This window comes from Asticcacaulis sp. P2_C5 (genome assembly GCF_056404555.1).
Genome location: NZ_JBFUDU010000009.1, coordinates 142485 through 161642 on the forward strand (window position 1 = coordinate 142485; position 19158 = coordinate 161642).

The 19158-nt window shown below is 61.0% G+C and carries 16 protein-coding genes; 9 read left to right on the forward strand and 7 right to left on the reverse strand.

Translation table 11 applies throughout. The features are described 5' to 3' along the window. The first annotated feature begins 8 nt into the window (after positions 1-8). Positions 9-1010 carry a YihY/virulence factor BrkB family protein gene (locus tag AC1DXO_RS16870; protein ID WP_476979333.1) on the forward strand — a complete coding sequence of 334 codons (1002 nt, stop codon included), beginning with the start codon at positions 9-11 and terminating at the stop codon, positions 1008-1010. Here the strand turns inward: AC1DXO_RS16870 and prfB are convergent. The 3 genes from prfB to AC1DXO_RS16885 form a co-directional block, all read right to left on the reverse strand. After that, a protein-coding gene (gene prfB / locus AC1DXO_RS16875; protein WP_476979334.1) for a peptide chain release factor 2 occupies positions 1007-2129 on the reverse strand; the annotation gives its coding sequence in 2 pieces (ribosomal slippage) (positions 1007-2059 and positions 2061-2129; 1122 coding nt in all). The two genes, AC1DXO_RS16870 and prfB, sit on opposite strands and share 4 nt — an antisense overlap. Before the next feature lie 235 nt (positions 2130-2364). After that, positions 2365-4737, reverse strand: a complete 2373-nt coding sequence (locus AC1DXO_RS16880; protein ID WP_476979463.1) for a penicillin-binding protein 1A — start codon at positions 4735-4737, stop codon at positions 2365-2367. Between the two features lie 214 nt (positions 4738-4951). After that, on the reverse strand, positions 4952-6208 hold the full coding sequence (locus AC1DXO_RS16885) for an N-acetylmuramoyl-L-alanine amidase family protein (RefSeq protein WP_476979335.1): 1257 nt from the start codon (positions 6206-6208) through the stop codon (positions 4952-4954). A gap of 731 nt (positions 6209-6939) precedes the next feature. Here AC1DXO_RS16885 and AC1DXO_RS16890 point away from each other — a divergent pair. The 3 genes from AC1DXO_RS16890 (at position 6940) to AC1DXO_RS16900 (ending at position 12060) form a co-directional block, all read left to right on the forward strand. Further along, on the forward strand, positions 6940-9684 hold the full coding sequence (locus AC1DXO_RS16890) for an Rne/Rng family ribonuclease (RefSeq protein ID WP_476979336.1): 2745 nt from the start codon (positions 6940-6942) through the stop codon (positions 9682-9684). Between the two features lie 159 nt (positions 9685-9843). Then, positions 9844-11256: a M48 family metalloprotease gene (locus AC1DXO_RS16895; RefSeq protein WP_476979337.1), complete on the forward strand. Its 1413-nt coding sequence runs from the start codon at positions 9844-9846 to the stop codon at positions 11254-11256. A 27-nt stretch (positions 11257-11283) separates the two neighbouring features. Beyond that, positions 11284-12060: a DsbA family protein gene (locus AC1DXO_RS16900; RefSeq protein WP_476979338.1), complete on the forward strand. Its 777-nt coding sequence runs from the start codon at positions 11284-11286 to the stop codon at positions 12058-12060. Here AC1DXO_RS16900 and AC1DXO_RS16905 read toward each other — a convergent pair. The 3 genes from AC1DXO_RS16905 to thiS all read right to left on the reverse strand — a co-directional run bounded on the left by AC1DXO_RS16905 (position 12057) and on the right by thiS (position 14507). Next, on the reverse strand, positions 12057-13334 hold the full coding sequence (locus AC1DXO_RS16905) for a DUF1796 family putative cysteine peptidase (RefSeq protein WP_476979339.1): 1278 nt from the start codon (positions 13332-13334) through the stop codon (positions 12057-12059). The genes AC1DXO_RS16900 and AC1DXO_RS16905 overlap by 4 nt on opposite strands. A 34-nt stretch (positions 13335-13368) precedes the next feature. After that, entirely contained in the window at positions 13369-14172 is an 804-nt protein-coding gene (locus AC1DXO_RS16910; RefSeq protein WP_476979340.1) for a thiazole synthase, read from the reverse strand. 134 nt (positions 14173-14306) lie between these two features. Continuing rightward, complete coding sequence (gene thiS, locus AC1DXO_RS16915) at positions 14307-14507, reverse strand: sulfur carrier protein ThiS (RefSeq protein WP_476979464.1); 201 nt, start codon at positions 14505-14507, stop codon at positions 14307-14309. Positions 14508-14618: 111 nt separating this feature from the next. Here thiS and aroQ point away from each other — a divergent pair, with 111 nt between their 5' ends. The 5 genes from aroQ to aat all read left to right on the forward strand — a co-directional run bounded on the left by aroQ (position 14619) and on the right by aat (position 18397). Then, the gene (gene aroQ / locus AC1DXO_RS16920; protein ID WP_476979341.1) at positions 14619-15059 is read left to right on the forward strand and encodes a type II 3-dehydroquinate dehydratase; all 441 of its coding nucleotides are present in this window, start codon (positions 14619-14621) and stop codon (positions 15057-15059) included. 37 nt (positions 15060-15096) lie between these two features. Beyond that, positions 15097-15588 (forward strand): acetyl-CoA carboxylase biotin carboxyl carrier protein, encoded by a 492-nt coding sequence (accB, locus tag AC1DXO_RS16925; RefSeq protein ID WP_476979342.1) that lies wholly within the window; start codon positions 15097-15099, stop codon positions 15586-15588. A 6-nt stretch (positions 15589-15594) separates the two neighbouring features. Continuing rightward, entirely contained in the window at positions 15595-16953 is a 1359-nt protein-coding gene (accC, locus tag AC1DXO_RS16930) for an acetyl-CoA carboxylase biotin carboxylase subunit (RefSeq protein WP_476979343.1), read from the forward strand. A gap of 157 nt (positions 16954-17110) precedes the next feature. Next, positions 17111-17578: a hypothetical protein gene (locus AC1DXO_RS16935; RefSeq protein WP_476979344.1), complete on the forward strand. Its 468-nt coding sequence runs from the start codon at positions 17111-17113 to the stop codon at positions 17576-17578. 174 nt (positions 17579-17752) lie between these two features. Next, positions 17753-18397 carry a leucyl/phenylalanyl-tRNA--protein transferase gene (gene aat / locus AC1DXO_RS16940; protein WP_476979345.1) on the forward strand — a complete coding sequence of 215 codons (645 nt, stop codon included), beginning with the start codon at positions 17753-17755 and terminating at the stop codon, positions 18395-18397. Here the strand turns inward: aat and AC1DXO_RS16945 are convergent. Beyond that, on the reverse strand, positions 18394-19152 hold the full coding sequence (locus AC1DXO_RS16945; RefSeq protein WP_476979346.1) for a DUF2155 domain-containing protein: 759 nt from the start codon (positions 19150-19152) through the stop codon (positions 18394-18396). The genes aat and AC1DXO_RS16945 overlap by 4 nt on opposite strands. Between the last annotated feature and the right edge of the window lie 6 nt (positions 19153-19158).

The following is a 19158-nucleotide window of genomic DNA, read 5'->3' on the forward strand; positions in this document are numbered from 1 at the left end:
ATCACCTCATGTCGGTTCCCAAGCCCAAGACGCGACCGCCGCTTACCCTGGCGGCCTTTTGGTTCATTTTCCGCGAAACCATACGCGAATGGAACGATGACAAGGTGCCGCGCCTGGGCGCCGCCCTGGCCTTCTACAGCATGTTGTCGATCGGCCCGCTGTTGCTGATCGTTATCGCCATGGCCGGCCTGGCCTTTGGTCGCGATGCTGTAAGCCACTACATTTTCGCTGAAATTCGCGGCCTCATAGGCGACGCAGGCGCCGCCGCCATCCAAACCATCCTCGCCAATTCCAGCAACCCAAAGGCCAACTATGTCGCCACCCTGATCGGCCTGGTGACCCTGATCGTCTCGGCAACCAGCTTTTTCGCCCAGCTTCAGGACGCGTTGAATGTGATCTGGAATGTGGAAGAACGCGAAAGCGGCCATTGGACGTGGTTTATCAAGAAGCGTCTGCTGTCGTTCGTGATTATCCTGGGGGTCGGTTTCTTGCTGCTCATGGCCCTCGTCATTTCGGCGGCCCTTTCGGCGATCAGCACCTTTTTCGGCGGCCTGATCCCGATCACCTTCGTCCTTCATCTCATCAATGAACTGATTTCATTCACCGTCATAACCTTGCTTTTCGCCATGATTTACAAGGTCTTGCCGGACGTTCATATCAAATGGAGTGATGTGTGGATCGGCGCCGCCATCACCGCCCTGCTCTTCACCTTCGGCAAGCTTTTGATCGGCCTCTATTTAGGCCAGAGCGCCTTCAGCTCGACCTACGGCGCCGCCGGATCGCTGATCGTCGTCCTGGTCTGGATCTACTATTCCACGCAGATATTCTTCCTGGGCGCTGAATTCACTCAGGTTTACACGCGATACATGGGATCGCAGATTATCCTGAAAAAGGGCCGCCGCAAGGCGCCAATCAACGCCGGATCGGCCACCGACATGGCCAAGGCCGCTGAGGTCGTCAATATGGCCAAGACTGCCGACGGCGCCCAGGTTGGGAAACCCGAACTTTAAGCGTCCGCTGCGTCACGCGTGACGCCGACGCGCTGCGCCAGCGATGCGCCCATGAACTCATCCAGATCACCGTCCAGCACACCCTGGCTGTCCGAAGTCTCGACATTGGTGCGCAGGTCCTTGACCATCTGATATGGCTGCAGGACGTACGAGCGTATCTGGTGGCCCCAGCCGATATCGGTCTTCTGGTCTTCCAGCGCCTGTTGCGCGGCTTCACGTTTCTGCAGTTCCTGCTCGTACAGACGCGCTCGCAGCATCTTCCACGCTTCGTCACGGTTGGCGTGCTGCGACCGGCCGGCCTGGCAGGCGACGGCGATACCGGTCGGGATGTGCGTCAGGCGCACAGCGGAGTCGGTCTTGTTGATGTGCTGTCCGCCGGCGCCCGAAGCGCGATAGGTATCGGTGCGCACGTCGGCCGGATTGATGTCGATGACGATGGTGTCGTCGACGACGGGGAAAACCCAGACAGAGGCAAACGACGTGTGCCGGCGAGCGTTGGAATCGAACGGCGAAATACGGACCAGGCGGTGAACCCCAGCCTCGGTTTTCAGCCAGCCATAGGCGTTTTCGCCCTTGATCAACAGCGTTGCGGACTTGATGCCCGCCTGTTCGCCGGGCGTTTCTTCCTCGATCTCGACAGTCATGCCGTGGGCCGTGGCCCAGCGCGTATACATGCGCAGCAGGATACCGGCCCAGTCGCAGGATTCGGTGCCGCCGGCCCCGGAATTGATCTCGACATAGGCGTCATTGCCATCAGCTTCACCGGACAGCAGGGCTTCCAGTTCGGCGCGGCCGGCCTGGGCTTTCAGGCCCTTCAGCATGGCGCGCGACTCCTCGATCAGGGTCTCATCGCCTTCCATATCGCCCAGTTCGGCGAATTCGATGGCGTCTTTCAGGACCTTTTCGAGCGAACGGACGGCCTCGACGGACGCCGCCAGCTTGGAGCGTTCACGCGTCACGGCCTGGGCCTGTTCCGGCTTGTCCCACAGCGTCGGATCTTCGACGCGGGCGTTCAGTTCATCGAGACGGCGAAGTGCGACATCCCAGTCAAAGACGCCTCCTGAGCAGACCTATGGACTGCTCGATCTCGGACGCAGAGGTCTCGATATCCAAACGCATGGTGATATTCCAAATCTAAAAGAGGTGCGGGTTTATCTCTAGCCGCGCCGCCACGCAACCCTTCTTTCTTGCACCGTCGAGCTAAGCCGCCCGGATGAGCCGAAAAGTGTTAGCTCGCGAGAAACGAAGCGGAGCGTACTTCGGTACGTGGGCATCGTATCCCCAGCATTGTGAAAACAATGCGAAGGCGCATTGATGGGGGATGACACTTTGCAGGCCATCCCGGTGGCTTCGCCTAGTAGAGGGCGGTGGCGTCTTCCAAAGTCTTCTTCTTGGGTTGAGGTGCTTGCTCGACGGGGGATGTGACCGGCGCGCTTTCATCGATATCCGTGTCTTGCCACGTATCGAGATAGGGCTTGGGGCCGTCCTCCTGCGGTGCCGTCGCGTCATATTTGGGCTCGGTGCCCGGACGGAAGGCTTCCTCAATGCCGCGAACCGACACAAAGACCGCATCGCGTGGCTTGGGGAACGGCTTTTTGGGCTTGCCGGCATTGGCGGACTTCATGAAGTCCATCCAGATCGGCAATGCCGCGACAGCGCCGGTTTCGTGTTCGCCAAGGCTGTGGTTATCGTCGAAGCCAACGAATACACCCACCACCATGTCGGCGGTAAAGCCGACGAACCAGGCCGAGCGGTAGTCATTGGTCGTACCCGTCTTGCCGCCCATCGGAATATCGAGCGAACTGGCGGCGCGCGCGGTCCCGCGCTGGACGACGCCCTGCAGGAAGCTGTTGATCTGGTAGGATGCAATCGGATCCAGAACCGGCTGGCCAGCCGGCAGCAGGCGTGGGCTTTCCGTGCCGTTGAACGGATCGTTACAGGTAACGCAGGCGCGATCATCGGCCTTGTAAACCACCTTGCCGTCGCGATCGAGCACCTGGTCGATCAGGTGCGGCCGAACCTTGCGCCCGCCGTTGACGAAGATCGAATAGGCGCCGGTCAGGCGGAACGGCGTCACTTCCCCTGCCCCCAGAACCATCGACATTTCCGCCGGCATGGAGTCAGTCACACCGAAATCGACGATCTTCTGCGTAATCGGCTTTATCCCGACCTTTTGCGCCAGGCGCACGGTCATCAGGTTACGCGACAGTTCGATACCGCGGCGCAAGGGTTGCGGCCCCAAGAAATCGTGCTCGTAATTTTCCGGCGACCACATCTTGCCGTCGCCGCCCATCATGGAGATCGGCGCATCGTCGACAATCGACGCCGGCGTGAAGTCACGTTCCAGCGCTACAGCATAGACGAATGGCTTGATCGACGAACCGGGCTGGCGCTCGGCCTGGGTGGCGCGGTTGAACTTGGACACCGAATATGAATAGCCGCCGACCATGGCGAGTGTGCGACCGGTATAGGGGTCCATGGCGACCAGGGCGCCGTTGACATTCGGCACCTGACGCAAGCGATAGCCGCCACCTTCGACCAGTTCGACGAAGATCAGATCGCCGACCTTCAGCCCGCGGCCGCCATTGGCCCAAGCGACATCCGATCCGACGAGATTACCCTTGGCGCCCTTGATCGTCTCGATCGCGACCGCGCCCTTGCCCGCCGTTGTGATAATAGCCTGAATCCAGTTCGGACGTTCGGACGGCGGATCGTGATCCTCCGCCAAGGTCTGCCAGTTCGAGGTCGGGCTGGCGTGTTCCCAGCCGCCGCGCCAGCCATGGCGCCGGTCATAGAGTTCAAGACCGTCCATCAGGGCCTGGCGGGCCATGGTCTGCAAACGCGGGTCCAGGGTCGTCTTGATATAGTAGCCCTTGGTATAAATGGCGTTGGCATCGTCGGGGAAGAGCAGCTTGGCGCGCAGTTCAACCTCGCCGACGAAGTAGTCTGCGTCGTGATACAGGGCGCGTTGCGGTTTGGACTGGATGACCAGGTCTTCCTTCATCGCCGCCGCGGCTTCGTCCTTGGTCACCCAACCGGCCTTGGCCATTTCGCCCAGCACCCAGTTGCGCCGCGCTATGGCCGCGTCCTTGTGGGTCGACGGGCGATAGTTTTCCGGCCCCTTGGGCAGGGCGCCCAGAAACGCCATCTCGGCCAGGGTCAATTGATCGACCGATTTGCCGAAATAGTTGAACGCAGCCGCACCGATCCCATAGGAACGGTAGCCGAGATAGATGTCATTGAGATACAGCTCAAGGATCTGTTGTTTGGATAGCGACGCCTCCAGGCGCCGTGCCATGATCACTTCCTTGAGCTTGCGCCCGATCGTCCGTTCGTTGTTCAGCAACAGATTCTTGGCCACCTGCTGGGTGATGGTGGAACCACCTTCAAACCGTCGGCCGGTGACAAAGTTATAGACGTTCTTGATCATCGCGCGGCTGACGCCCGCGACGTCGACGCCGGAATGCTGGAAGAAGCTGCGGTCTTCGGCGGCCAGGAAGGCCTGGGCCAGACGCGGAGGAATGCGGTCATAGGGGACGTTGATACGGCGTTCCTGGCCGTATTCACCGATCAATGTGCCGTCCCAGGCGAAGACGCGCGCCGAATTGACCGGCCGGAAATCCGCCAGTTCAGACCCGTCGGGCATGTCACGAAACAACCAGGCCGCATAGATGGCCACAGCGAAGCCCGCAATGGCGACGACCGTCATCAGGGCGACGCCCGCCATTTGGAACCAACGCTCAGACGACTTAAGCAAACAACCTCCGGACTCGACCGATCTCCCGCTTCAGTTCGGACGCGGGCATATCCCCACACGTTTACCAAACCCCGGGGAATAGGCAAAGCTATTCGCAGAAATTTCGTCCGTTATCACCAAATAGCAAAAGGACCTTGCCATATCCGGCAAGGTCCCATGCAAATCAATGTGTTACGACTGTATCCTACGGCAGGCCGGCAAAGGAGGCATAGCGCACCTCGTTGGTGAAATACTGATCGATGGCCCGGGCGACCTGTCCCATCATGATCTCGCGGTGACGCGAATCGTTCAGCATGGCCTCATCGCTGTCATTGTTGACGAACCCCATCTCCAGCAGAACGGCCGGAACGTCGGGCGCCAGCAGGACGAACAGACCGGCCTGGCGCAGATTGGTCTTCAACAACGGCGTCGAAGCGCTGATGTGATCCATGACCAGCTGGGCGAAGGTAGCGGAACGGTTCTTGGTGGCGCGCTGCGTCAGGTCGATCAGGATACGGTTGACGATTGCGTCCGCCGGTGGATCGGCCAGGGACCAGTCGCCCTTGACCAGAGCCTTTTTCGCGGCGCGTTCCGTGCCCGAATCCGACAGGGTATAGATGGAAGCGCCGCTGGTTGTCCCGCTGCCGCCGGCGTCGGAATGCAGCGAGATGAACAGGTCGGCATCAGCGGTGCGGGCGATACGGACGCGCGCCGGCAGGTCGACGAAGGTGTCGGTGTCGCGGGTCATGATGACCTTGTAGCGGCCGGTTTTTTCGAGGGCGTCTCGCAGGGCGCGGGCCGCGGCCAGATTGACGTCCTTTTCATAGCTGCTTTCGCCCAGCGCACCGGGGTCCTTGCCGCCATGTCCGGCATCGATGATGATGATCTTCTTGCCATGGCTATCGTCGGAGGCCAGTTGGGTGCGCCCGGACGCGACCGGCGTGGCGATGACGGGCACCGGCGCCGGCTTGTCGACGGAGGTGTCGGCATTACCCGGCACCACGTCTACGACGTAGCGGTAGACGCTGATGCCATCGGCGGGCGGCAGCAGGAAGCGACGATAGATCTTGCCCTTCCCCTTGAAATTGATTTTCAGGCGGACGCTGCCGGCAATGTTCTCGACCTTCCAGTCGGCGACCAGACCCTGGCCCTGACCCGACAGGTTCGACGCCAGATTGACGTCCGGCAGAGCAATGACCTGCTGGGCAACGTCGCTGTCGCGCGTTACAACCTTGCCATCGACGGCGCGATTGAGTTCGATGACGATACGGGTCTGGGTGGCGTCTCCACCTAATCTGACCCTGACCACATCGCCCTTGACAGCGCGACTTGCGGTTGTCGCGGCCATGGCCGGAGAGACCGCTACGCCCAATACTGAGCTGGCAGCTGCGCCCAGACCGACAGCGGCAATTACGCGCCACAACCGGACCGCGCCGACGAAGGCATTATACCGTCGGAACATTCACTACTCCACACACCACATGTTCTATGTCTTTATCGCAAGACCTTTTGTGTGGATCACTATGGCAGACACGCATGGACATACGATTAAGGGGTACGGTTTCCCCCTTTTTAATCTATGTGGTTTCCAACAGGTTAAGAAAATATTGTCGTCCCGGTAAAAAAGCACAACCGACCAGGCGCCCGTCACGGTTGCGGGTCTGGCACGGGCCCACAATTAAAAACACTTGACGCGAAACACAATTTGGCGACATGTGACAAATTGGTATCGCCTCTTTTCGAGTCCGCGTGGCCGGAGCCTTTCAGATCAAGCTGATCGTTTAAATGCCCCGGCTTTTTACCTTGTCGCACTTCTATCCGAAAAGTGGCGTCCACTTTATCGGGAAGTGCTTGGGCGCAGGACTCGCTCAAATGCGAACCTTGTGACGACGGGGTCGAGTTCTTATCTCGTCTTCAGGTTACCGGTTTCTGACCGGCCGTGAAGACGCACGTTTCACCCGGGCCCGGGACCACGCCAAGACCAGCCGCGTACATTGTTGTGTGCGCAAACCGAGTAGACACCGAATCCCATGGGCCGCGCCTTGAGCCTCCGCACAGGAAATTCAGACATCGATGGCGTCCGTTACGCCGCGACGGTCGCGCGCCCTCATCCCACCTATCAGCGCCACACCTCTGTCGCCGGGCACCGCCCGAAGCGGCCACCTGTGTTCGAGCGCTCCGGAGACAGCCTTAATGCCCAAGACAATGTTAATCGACGCGACCCACACGGAAGAGACCCGTGTCGTCGTGCTCAACAATTCACGAGTTGAAGAATTTGATTTCGAAAGCCACGCCAGGAAACAGCTTCGCGGCAATATATATCTCGCCAAGGTTACGCGCGTAGAGCCCAGCCTGCAGGCTGCCTTCGTCGAATACGGCGGCAACCGCCACGGCTTCCTCGCTTTCAACGAAATCCATCCCGACTACTATCAGATCCCGATCGCCGATCGCGAAAAGCTGATGGCTGAACTGGCCGCCCAAGCCCAGGCCAATAACCACGGCAGCAGCCACGCTGATGACGAAGACGATGACGACCATGAGGACGACGGCGACGACCTGCCCGACGAAGAGCGCCGCCTGCGTCAGCACCTGATCCGCCGCTACAAGATCCAGGAAGTCATCAAGCGCCGCCAGATCCTGCTCGTCCAGGTCGTCAAGGAAGAGCGTGGAAACAAGGGCGCGGCGCTCACCACCTACATGTCGCTGGCCGGCCGCTATTGCGTCCTGATGCCCAATACAGCGCGCGGTGGCGGCATTTCGCGCAAGATCACCAATGCGCCCGACCGCAAGCGCCTGAAGGCCATGGCGCAGTCGCTCGATGTGCCGCACGGCATGGGCCTGATCATCCGCACGGCCGGCGCCAAGCGCACCAAGCAGGAAATCAAGCGCGACTACGACTACCTGTTGCGCGTCTGGGAAAATATTCGCGAAACCACCCTGCGCTCCAATGCGCCGGCGCTGATCTATGAAGAAGAAGACCTGGTCAAGCGCGCCATCCGCGACCTGTTCGACAAGGACTTCGACGGCGTCTTGGTCGAAGGCGATGAAGGCTACAAGTCCGCCAAGGACTTCATGCGCATGATCATGCCGTCCCAGGCCAAGAAGATCCAGCTTTACAAGGCCAATGCGCCTCTGTTCGCCCGCTATGGCGTCGAAGACCTGATCTCCAAAATCTATTCTCCGGTCGTGCCGCTGAAATCGGGCGGCTATCTGGTTATCAACCAGACCGAGGCCCTGGTCGCCATCGACGTCAACTCCGGCAAGTCGACCAAGGAACGCAATATCGAGGCGACCGCCCTCAAGACCAATATGGAAGCGGCGGAAGAAGCTGCCCGCCAAATGAGACTGCGCGACCTGGCCGGCCTGGTGGTTATCGACTTCATCGACATGGATGAGGCCAAGAACAATCGCTCGGTCGAAAAGAAGCTGAAAGACTCCCTGGCCGAAGACCGCGCCCGCATCCAGATGGGTAAGATTTCGGGCTTCGGCCTGATGGAAATCAGCCGCCAACGCCGTCGTACCGGCTTCCTGGAAGGCACGACGGTTTCCTGCCCGCACTGCGAAGGCACCGGCCGTATCAGGTCTATCGACTCTGCCGCACTTTCGGCCATGCGCCTGATCGACATGGAAGCCATGCAGAACGGCGCAGGCGCCATCACGGTCAAGCTGCCGATGGTCGTCGCCCTCTATATCCTCAACGAAAAACAGGTCCACCTCGCCAAGCTGCGCATGGAATGGGGCCTGAAGGTCAATGTCGAGATCGACAACGATATGGGCCATACCGAAGTCCAGATCGTTCGCACCGTCCACGCCGATGAAGTCGACTTCATCCCGCCCGTGCGTCCGGAACCGATTGCCTTCGATCCGACGCCAGAGGAAATCGCCGAGGACGAAGCGGCCGGTGAAGAGGACGAAGACGTTGTTACCGAACGCGAAGACGGCGACGAGGAAGACGCTGGCGAAAAGACCGAAAGCCGTGGCGGCGATCGCGAAAGCCGCGACGACCGTAATGGCCGCAACAAGCGCCGCCGCCGCCGCCGTGGCGGCAAGGAAGGCGGCCGTGATGGTCAGCGCTTCGAAGGCGACGACCGAGCCGCCGCAGCAGCGCCGGTTGAGGTCGCCGAAGGTGAAGACGACGCTCAGGGCGACGACGAAGAGGGTGATGACGGCGACGCACGTGGTGGTGGCAAGAACCGCCGCCGCCGTGGCCGTCGCGGTGGTCGCCGCGCCGGCTTCGAGAACCGTCCGCGTGAAGCCTATAGCTGGGTCCGCGCCCGCACACCGTCGCTGGAAGCACCCTATGTGTGGATCGATCCGTTCGATGAACAGCAAAAGCGTTTCGAACACGGTGACCGCAACCGCGACGTCGCCTTGACCGCCGCGGCGACAGCCCCGATCGCAGCCCTGCCCGACTCCGTGGTTTCGGCCTTGGGTGCGGAAAGCACGGCGCCGACATCGCTGGTGCCCGAAGACCTGCGCAACCAGCCGGCGCCCAAGCGTCAACGGCCGCCGCGCCGCCGCAAGGGCGGTGTCGACGAGGCCGATCCGGTCACGCCGGACCATTCGGAATCGCTGACGACCGCGCCCATGCCGACCTCGACCGACGTCGACAGTGGTGTGGCGCCTGACCTGGAACCGGAATCGGCGCCTTCCATCAGCCTTATTGCTGAAGCTGAAGCCGAGCCCGAAGTCGTAGCACCGGTCAAGAAGACCCGTTCGCGCAAGAAGGCTGCTCCGGTAGCGGATGCGCAGGAAACGGCGCTTGAGCCCCTGACGCCGGTTGCGGAAGAGTCCGCGCCTGCTGCGGAGCCGGCTCCAGAAACCGCCCCAGAGCCCACCAAGGTTCTGGAGACGGTAGCGGCTGCGCCGGCCGAGCCCGATCCCAACGAAATCAGCGCTCCACCCGAAAAGCCCAAGCGCGGCTGGTGGCGTCGTTAAGCCCACAAGCCTCCCGGTGGTCACGCCGGGAGGCTTTTTTTGCGACGGGTCTTCAAACCGCATAAACGACAGTTTCAGTTGCGCGCCTTAGATTCGTCACGCTTGCTTCCTATCTAAGTATCTGATCCTTCAGTATCCGATCACTCAGGGCCCATACGGATGCACATCCAGCTACCTCGCTTTTCCCTGTCCGGCATGATGCGCGCCGTGGCGCCCGTAGTCGCGACACTCAGCTTGCTGTCGGCGGCCTCGGTTGCCCAGGCGCAAGACTCGCAAAGCGTTATCCGCGACACTGAAGTCGAAATGTTCCTGAAGAAGAACACCAAGCCGGTCCTGACAGCGGCCGGCCTCGATCCGGACAAGGTTCAGTTCCTGCTGATCGCCAGCGATGATCTCAATGCCTTTGCAACCTTTCGGTTGCGGATTGGTCTCAACACCGGCCTGATCATGGAGGCCGATACGCCGAACCAGCTTTTCGGCGTCATAGCCCACGAAAGCGGCCACCTTTCCGGCGGCCACATGATGCGGACCGACGAAATCGAGCGCGCTGCCCGCGTGCCGATGGCGGTCTCGCTGGGCCTCGGCATCATCGCGGCCCTGGCCGGAGCCGGCGACGCGGGCGCCGGGCTTATGGCGTCATCGACGACCTTCGGTCAGATGGGCGCCCTGCGCTACATGCAGACCGAGGAAGCCGCCGCCGACGCCGCCGGCATCAAGGCCATGGAAAAGGCTGGCATGTCGGGCAAGGGCCTGGTCGATTTTTTCTATAAATTCCGTAACTCCGAGGTTTTTTCTAATGCGGAACGTTATGAATTCTTCCGCACCCACCCCCTGTCGCGTGAACGGATTCAATCCCTGCAAGGCATGGCCGCCCGTCAGCCGCACTACGCCGTCGTCGATACGCCCGAGGTCGTCGGCGAATTCGAGGTCATCAAGGCCAAGCTGGCGGGGTTCCTCAATGATCCGATCAAGACGTTCAACCAATATCCGGCCAGCGACACCTCGTTTCCAGCGCGTTATGCCCGCGTCATCGCCACCTACAAGATGGGCAGTTGGGACGCAGCCCTGGCCCAGCTCGACGGTCTGCTGACCGAACAGCCCGACAACCCCTATCTGTGGGAGTTGAAAGGCCAGATCTATTTCGAAACCGGCCGGCCCGGTCTCGCCAAGCCCGCGCACGAAAAATCGGTCGCCCTGATGCCCGACGCGCCGCTGCTGCAACTGAACCTGGGCCAGACCTTGATCGCTATGGGCGACGCGGACAGCCTGCATGCGGCCATCGTCCACCTCAACGAGTCGATCAAGTACGAGGAAGACAACAGCTTCGCCTGGATGCAACTGGCCCAGGCCTACGACTCCCTGAAGGAGCCCGGCAATGCCAGGCTTGCCACGGCGGAAGCGCAGTTCTATGACGGTGACTATCAAAGCGCGCGCACCTCGGCGGTCTGGTCGCAGAAATATCTCGATGCGGCCTCGCCGGAATATCGCCGCGCCCGCGATATCGTCATGGCGACGTCGTCGGAAATGGGGATCGACCCCGTCGAAGGCGAAACCAAGCGCCGCCGTCACTAACCCGTTATCCTAACCGAAAGTCCCCACGTGTCCGAACCTGAAACGCCCTCGCCGGAATCCGCCCGCGGCAATATTTTCGGTGAGATCTTCTCCCAGGCCAATATCACGACAGGCCTGGCGGTGTTTGCCGTTGTGCTGGCCGCTGCGCCCTATGTCGTGCCGCAGGTTCAAGCCTGGCAGGTGCGTAATGGCCTGATGGCTCAGCCGGCCATGTTGCAGGCGGCCAGCGCCAAGCTGCAGGCCCAGCAGGAACAGGCCGAACTGGCCAAGACCCGGGAGGCGCTGATCTCACGTCAAGACTCGTTGTTCAACGACAAGTCCGACCCGATCCTCGGAAATCCCAACGGGAAAATCAAGGTTGTCGAATTCCTCGACTACAATTGCGGTTATTGCCGCGCGGCAACACCGCAGATCAAGGCCTTTCTCGGCGAAAATCCTGATGTCGCCATCATCGTCAAGGAATATCCGGTCATCAGCAACAACTCCCGCCCGCTGGCGGCCTATGCCCTGGCAGCCGCGGCAGACGGAAAATACGAAGCCGTCCACTACGCCTTGATGACGTCTCATATCGCCAGCGAAGAGGAACTGACAAAGGTGCTGACGGGCCTTGGGCTCGATCCGCAAGCGCTGAAGGCCAAGGCGGCGTCAAAAGAGGTTCAGCAGCATATCGACCGTGTCCTGACCCTGGGCGAAGATATCAATGTGACTGGGACACCGACCTTCGTTATCGGCGGTACGCCGATCAATGGCGCCCGCATGGACGATCTCAAGGCCGCCGTGGAACAGGCGCGCAAGGGCGCTTAGTTTGGTCCGACGGCCGAGCGCAGAACGGCCAGCCTTTCGAGCGCCCTGCCGTTGACGGCCGCGTCGGCGGAGGACTCGACGGCCTCATAGGTTTCGACAGCACGGGCGATATCACCCATCTGCTCATACAATTCGGCAAGATTATAAGCGAGGTCAGGCGTGGGCGTCAGAGTCCACGCCGTTCGCGCGTCCGCTACGGCTTCGTCCCATCGTCGCAGCCTCGCCAGACAGCGCGACCTCGCCAACAGGGCGGCCGCATCGTCGGGGTGCCGTCTTACATGGGCGGCATAGCATCGCGCCGCCTCTTCGTATTCGCCCAGTTCCACCAAGCCGTTGGCCGCCACACGCGCAATGTCGGCGGGATCGTCCTCTACGACCAGAGCGGCCAGTCCCATAATATAGACTCGGCCGTCGAACTGCTTCAGCGCCCAGCGAATGCGCAGATCCTCAGCTGCGATAACGACATTGCCGGGCGCGGCCTGGCACGCCTTGACGATGCTGGCCAGGGCGGCATCGAGACGTCCTTCGTTGCGGTGCAGGCGCGCCAGTTCGTAGGCAAAACCCGGATTGCCCGGATTGATCGCCTGTGCTGCCTCCAACTCCGCGACGGTCAGGCGGTTATCGACCGACAGATTGTAGCCTTCCTCAAGCCGCCCAAATATGTCGAGGGTCGACAGCCGGAACGGCGCCTCGATCAGCCCTTCGTCCCTGAACAACTCCGCCGAGGCCAGGGGATCGCCGACAGAACGATGCGCCGCCAGGCGCCGCGCCCGCCCAAGCCCCGTCTGAAACAGGTCGCCTTCGGCCACCAGGTACAGAAATCGTACATCGGCCTGTGGAAAACGCGCGACAACAACGTCTTCCAGCTGCAGGGCCTCGGCCTCGCTGAGGTCGCTGCGGACCAGGGTCACGGGACCGGTCGCCAGATAGTCACGAAACCGCTGCGCCAAATGGCGGAACTTGGCCCTAAACGGATCGTAGGCGCGCAGGAAATCGCTGTCGACGCGGCCGTCCCTGAAGGGAAACTGATGATGAAACCGCGTTCCTGTCGGCCGGTCCATCACATAGCCCGGCAGGGAATGACCGCAATAGACCAGGTCCTGCGGCGCGAATACGTCAAAATCGCGATCGATGATCCGTATCACGCCCGGGATCGGCACCGACAGCCAGTCGAAGACATGCGCGGTATTGTCGCCCGAATGCATGCGAAGCTGGAAGGCAATGTCGCAACGCCTGCCAAGGCTGATAAGGCGTCTGCGCTCCGTCTGGTTCATGTCCGGTCGTGGCCTCCCGCCTTGCCCGCCTAAGCTAGATAAGTCCGGCCAGCGGTGACGACGGATTGGCGTACAGCTTGCGCTGCATGCGCCCGGCCAGATACGCGTCTCGCCCAGCCATGACGGCGTATTTCATGGCGCGCGCCATGCGGATCGGGTCCCTGGCTTCGGCAATGGCAGTGTTCATAAGCACCGCGTCGCAACCCAGTTCCATGGCGACCGCAGCATCCGAGGCCGTCCCGACGCCGGCATCGACCAGGACGGGCACCTTGGCGTTCTCGATGATGATCCGCAGCGTCACCGGGTTTTGCACGCCCAGGCCCGAACCGATGGGCGCTGCCAGTGGCATGATGGCGACCGCACCGGCTTCTTCCAGCTTGCGGGCATAGACCGGATCGTCCGAGCAATAGACCATGACCTGGAAGCCCTCCTTGACCAGAAGCTTCAACGACCGAAGCGTTTCTTCCATGTCGGGATAGAGGGTCTTTGGGTCGGACAGGACTTCCAGCTTGACCAGGTCCCAGCCGCCGGCCTCACGTGCCAGGCGCAAGGTCCGCACGGCGTCTTCACCCGTGTAGCAGCCGGCGGTATTGGGCAGATAGGTGAAGCGGTCCGGCCTGACGAAATCCATCAGCATGGGTTGCTTCGGATCGCTGATATTGACCCGGCGCACGGCGACCGTGACGATCTCAGCGCCCGAGGCTTCGGCGGCGGCGGCATTCTGGGCGTAGTCCTTGTACTTGCCGGTGCCGACGATCAGTCGCGACGTGAAGGTGCGCCCCGCGACCGTCCAAGTTTCCGACGTTGCTTCAGCGTTTGTTACAGCCGTGTCCGCCATGTTGTCTTCCTTAAATCATTTCATAATAACAAGCGAGCGAAGGGCCGTCCTGCAGGCGGCGAGCCCGAGCCTTGATTTGACGATATTGTCCGCAAAAAATGTATTGGCGCCTGCGCCAAACTTTTTTGCGAGTTTCAAGAACCGCCTCCAACAAAATGTACAATTTCCAGCCGGTCGCCGTCGCACAAATCCGTCGCCAGGTACAGCGAACGCGGCACGATTTCGAGATTGCGTTCGACCGCGACCTTGCGCCCGTCCAGTCCGATTTCCTCGATCAGGGCGGTCAGGGTGCCCGCGTTAACCTCTCGCACCTCGCCGTTCAACAGAATTTTCACCATTTTTAAGCCATTTTTGTGCAAATGCGGCAGATCAGGGCGGCTTATGCTTGTTCCGCACCTTGCGACGCGATACAAGACGCGCTTCGTAAAACACCGTCCGCAGGATTCATGTCCAAAGCCATATATGTCCTCAACGGCCCCAACCTCAACCTCCTTGGGGTACGTGAGCCGGAAATTTATGGATACGACACCCTGGCCGACATCGAATCGCGCTGCCGTGCCCTTCTGGCCGATACCGCGATTTCCCTTGTCTTCCGTCAGAGCAATCATGAAGGCGAGTTGATCGACTGGATTCATGAAGCACGCGAGCAGGCTTGCGCCCTCGTCATCAATCCAGCCGGATACGGCCACACCTCGGTGGCGCTACTCGACGCCTTGAAGGCCCTGGCCATTCCGGTGATCGAATGCCACCTTTCCAACCCCCAGACCCGCGAACCCTTCCGCCATCACTCTTATGTGTCGCTGGTGGCAAAAGGGATTATTGCAGGATTTGGTCCCGTTGGCTATGAACTGGCCCTCCAGGCCGTTCTCGCCATGCTCAAGCCCTGAGTCCCAGACAAAACAGGGCTCCCATCAAGGTATCTCAATGACGACCGCAAAACCTCCCGTTGACCCGATCGACCCCAAGCTGGTCCGCAAGCTCGCCGACATCCTGAAGGAAACCGAGCTGACGGAGATCGAAGTCGAACAGGGCGATCTCAAGATTCGCGTTGCGCGCCAATTGACCGCAGCGCCGGTGATGAACTACGCCGTCGCCCCGGCCGCGGGGCCTGCGCCGGCTGCCCCGGCGCCGACCGCGGCAGCCTTGCCTGCCCCCCCAGCGGCTGAAGCCGTACCGGTGCTCAAGGACGCCATCAAGTCGCCCATGGTCGGCACGGTCTATTTGTCGGCCCAGCCCGGCGCCCCCGTCTTCATAAAGGTCGGCGACAAGATCAAGGCGGGTCAGACCCTGCTGATCATCGAAGCCATGAAGACCATGAATCCGATTCCGTCGCCGCGCGAAGGCGTGGTAGCGCAGATCCTCGTCAACGACGCCCAGCCGGTCGAATTCGGCGCGCCGCTCGTCGTGTTCGAGTAAGCCTCGATGGTCAAGACATTCGACAAGATCCTGATCGCCAATCGCGGCGAGATCGCCCTGCGTGTCATCCGCGCTGCCAAGGAAATGGGAATCGCCACCGTGGCTGTCCATTCCGAAGCTGACCGCAACGCCATGCACGTCCATCTGGCTGATGAGTCGGTCTGTATCGGGCCGCCTCAGGCGTCCAAGTCCTATCTCAACATCCCGTCGATCATCGCCGCCGCCGAAATCACCGGCGCCCAGGCCATCCATCCGGGTTACGGCTTCTTGTCGGAAAACGCCAAGTTCGCCGATATCGTCAGCGCCCACGGCCTGACCTTTATCGGCCCCAAGGCGGAGCATATCCGCATGATGGGCGACAAGATCACGGCCAAGCAGGCGGCCCGCGATTCCGGCATACCGGTTGTCCCGGGCTCGGACGGCGGCGTGGCAACCGTCGAGGAGGCCATGGAGGCAGCCGAAGCCATCGGCTTCCCCCTGATCATCAAGGCCGCGGCCGGCGGTGGCGGACGCGGCATGAAGGTCGCCAAGGACCGCGAGTCGCTTGCCGAGGCCGTCATGTCGGCCCAGTCCGAAGCGGCAGCCGCTTTCGGCGATGGCTCCGTCTATATGGAGCGCTATCTCCAGCGCCCGCGCCACATCGAAATCCAGGTTATCGCCGACAGCCATGGCAATGTTTGCCACCTCGGTGAACGCGACTGCTCGCTGCAGCGCCGCCACCAGAAGGTGCTGGAAGAAGCGCCCTCACCCGTGATCGACCGCGCTGCCCGCGACAAGATCGGCATGGTCGTCGTCAACGCCATCAAAGCCATCGGCTATCTCGGCGTCGGCACGATCGAATTCCTCTACGAAGACGGCGAATTCTTCTTCATCGAAATGAACACCCGTCTCCAGGTCGAGCACCCGGTCACCGAATATGTCACCGACATCGACCTGGTCCGCGAACAGATCCGCATTGCGGAAGGTTACCCGCTGTCCTTCACCCAGGACGATATCGACCTGAAGGGCCACGCCATTGAGGTCCGGATCAACGCGGAAAACGCCCGCACCTTTGTACCGTCGCCGGGCACGGTGACCGATTTCCATGCCCCCGGCGGCCTGGGAGTGCGCATGGATTCGGCCATCTATAACGGCTATGCCATCCCGCCCTATTACGACAGCCTGGTCGGCAAGCTGATCGTCCATGGCCGCGACCGTCCCGAAGCCCTGGCCCGCCTCAAGCGCGCCCTCCAGGAAACGGTGGTCTCTGGCATCGACACGACTATCCCGCTGTTCCTCGATCTGCTGAACGAGAAGGACATCCAGACGGGCGACTACAATATCCACTGGCTGGAAAACTGGATCAAGGCCCAGGCAGGGGCTTAGCCCCTGCACCCGTAACGCGACGGCGACGCCGCAAGGTCGAAGGGATTGCCTGAAACGCTATAAGCCCCGGACTCACCCGAGTCCGGGGCTTATCCGTAAAACCAGCCTCATTTTCGCCCCTGACCTCAGGCCAAATTACGCCTAAGGGAAACGTCACATGAAAATCCGCGTCTTAGCCATGACCTTTGCCACGCTCAGCGCCCCCGTGGTAGCCCAAACGACGCCTGGGGCGGCGCTCGTCGAACCGGAAAAACTCAGCGCGGACTCGGGCTGTGAGGCGGACGACACCTACCTCTCCTCAGTCCCTGATGGCTTCATTTCCGACGTTGCGTCCTTACCCGAACCCTGCCCCCTCCCAGGCGTCCTCGTAGTGGCTTACGGAAATGCGCCACCGGGTTCAGGCTATTTGCACACCTACCGAAAAATTGTCGTTCGTGATATCTTCTCGACTGAAAAAGTCCTCTACACCACCTGGCTTGGCGGCGATCAGCCCATGCCGCCCATAGGTTCATCCTGCGATTTGACGTGGCATTGGGGCTTCGCGAGCGACTGGGATAATCGGGCCGCCAACATCCCTGCGCAGGCCAAACGTATAATGGATAATTTCATTTGCAAATCCCTATAACCATTTGAAGAAATACAAAAAATAATACTTGCAAATTAATAGCGATAATTACGTTGCATTATGCAAATTGTTACACCGACTCGCCGGTCGAAGAACGGTGACAACCGCACGAACCTCATTGCATTCTGACGGGCGCCCGCTATTGAATGCGCCACTCGCCGGATTCCCCTTGCCTTGCCGCACTTCACCCTCGACGACCTGATCCATTGTTACCGCTCCGGCATCTTCCCCATGTCGGACGCGCGCGACGACGAATACCTGTTTCTGGTCGATCCTCCTGTACGCGGCGTCCTACCCCTAGACGGTTTTCACATCCCCGCCCGTCTGGCGCGCACGGTGCGCCGGGATGACTACACCGTGCGCATCGACACAGCCTTTACCCAGGTTATCGAACTGTGCGCCGAAGAGGCCGTCAACCGCACCTCGACCTGGATCAGCCATTCCATCCAGGACCTGTACCAGGCCTTGTTCGCCCGCGGCCTGGCGCACAGTGTCGAGGTATGGCGCGACGGCGCCTTGGTCGGCGGCCTGTACGGTGTCGCCATCGGTGGCGCCTTCTTTGGCGAAAGCATGGTGTCGCGTGCTACCAACGCCAGCAAGATTGCCCTGGTTCATCTGGTGGCGCGCCTGAAGGCCGGCGGCTTTCGACTGCTCGATTGCCAGTTCCAGACCGACCACCTGCGTCAGTTCGGTGTCATCGAAACGCCCAAGGCGGATTATTTGTTGCAACTGCAGGCCGCGGTCGATCTGAAAGCGGATTTCTACGACCTGCCGTCCGCCACGTCCGGGCGCGAGATCATGCGCCTGTTAACGGCTTAGCTGGCCGTACCGCTCATCGGCTTGCGGCATCCGATGACCCAGGCATCGTAGACCGGATGCTGCATCGGGTTCACGCTGGGTGTCGAGGCAAAGGTCCAGCCGTGAAAGACTTCCTTGGACTTGCTGCCCAGCGCCATATTGGTCGCCGCTACAGGCGATGTCCGGACCTGCATATAGGCGATAACATCGGACTGAGGTTCGTCATCCGCCGTCGTTTCGCAAGCCTTCACCAGATAGATCAGGCCCTTGTATCGCACCGGTTGACCGATCGGTGCTTCGAAACGCACGCTTTCCGCCGTCACCTTGTCGAGCGCTTCGATAATAGCCGCGCCATAACGCGGGCGCTTCTTCTGGACATAGGCCGTCGCGCTGGCCGCCGAAGACGCCGCGGCGCCGGACGGGGCAGCCGGTTTTGGCACGGGATCCGCCTTGGCGACAACGCTGGATGGCGGCACATAGGGATGCAGTTCAGGTGCCGGCGCAGGCTGCGCCGGCGTCACGGGCTGCGGCGCAGTGCCTGCGGTCGTGGCGGCCGGCTTGGCCTTCTTCTTGTCCGGAACATAGGGTTTGTATTCGACGCCATCGACATAATAGGGCTGCGGATCGTAATCGGCACTGTCGACATAACGCGGCACATCCTTGCCGCCGCCCCTGTCGCGTGACGGCGGCACCTGGGCCGACGCGGACACAACCGCGCACAGCATGGCCGCACCCAGAACCGCCCACGATACTTTCAGATGTATGCGCCGTGCCATCACCAA

What these genes read in the sequence shown, in the direction of transcription:
- AC1DXO_RS16895 (WP_476979337.1), top strand. Translation starts at nt 9,844, where the DNA reads ATGCACATCCAGCTACCTCGCTTTTCCCTGTCCGGCATGATGCGCGCC.
- accC (WP_476979343.1), top strand. Translation starts at nt 15,595, where the DNA reads ATGGTCAAGACATTCGACAAGATCCTGATCGCCAATCGCGGCGAGATC.
- AC1DXO_RS16890 (WP_476979336.1), top strand. Translation starts at nt 6,940, where the DNA reads ATGCCCAAGACAATGTTAATCGACGCGACCCACACGGAAGAGACCCGT.
- AC1DXO_RS16885 (WP_476979335.1), bottom strand. Translation starts at nt 6,208, where the DNA reads ATGTTCCGACGGTATAATGCCTTCGTCGGCGCGGTCCGGTTGTGGCGC.
- AC1DXO_RS16910 (WP_476979340.1), bottom strand. Translation starts at nt 14,172, where the DNA reads ATGGCGGACACGGCTGTAACAAACGCTGAAGCAACGTCGGAAACTTGG.
- accB (WP_476979342.1), top strand. Translation starts at nt 15,097, where the DNA reads ATGACGACCGCAAAACCTCCCGTTGACCCGATCGACCCCAAGCTGGTC.
- AC1DXO_RS16935 (WP_476979344.1), top strand. Translation starts at nt 17,111, where the DNA reads ATGAAAATCCGCGTCTTAGCCATGACCTTTGCCACGCTCAGCGCCCCC.
- AC1DXO_RS16945 (WP_476979346.1), bottom strand. Translation starts at nt 19,152, where the DNA reads ATGGCACGGCGCATACATCTGAAAGTATCGTGGGCGGTTCTGGGTGCG.
- AC1DXO_RS16880 (WP_476979463.1), bottom strand. Translation starts at nt 4,737, where the DNA reads ATGGCGGGCGTCGCCCTGATGACGGTCGTCGCCATTGCGGGCTTCGCT.
- AC1DXO_RS16905 (WP_476979339.1), bottom strand. Translation starts at nt 13,334, where the DNA reads ATGAACCAGACGGAGCGCAGACGCCTTATCAGCCTTGGCAGGCGTTGC.
- AC1DXO_RS16870 (WP_476979333.1), top strand. Translation starts at nt 9, where the DNA reads ATGTCGGTTCCCAAGCCCAAGACGCGACCGCCGCTTACCCTGGCGGCC.
- aroQ (WP_476979341.1), top strand. Translation starts at nt 14,619, where the DNA reads ATGTCCAAAGCCATATATGTCCTCAACGGCCCCAACCTCAACCTCCTT.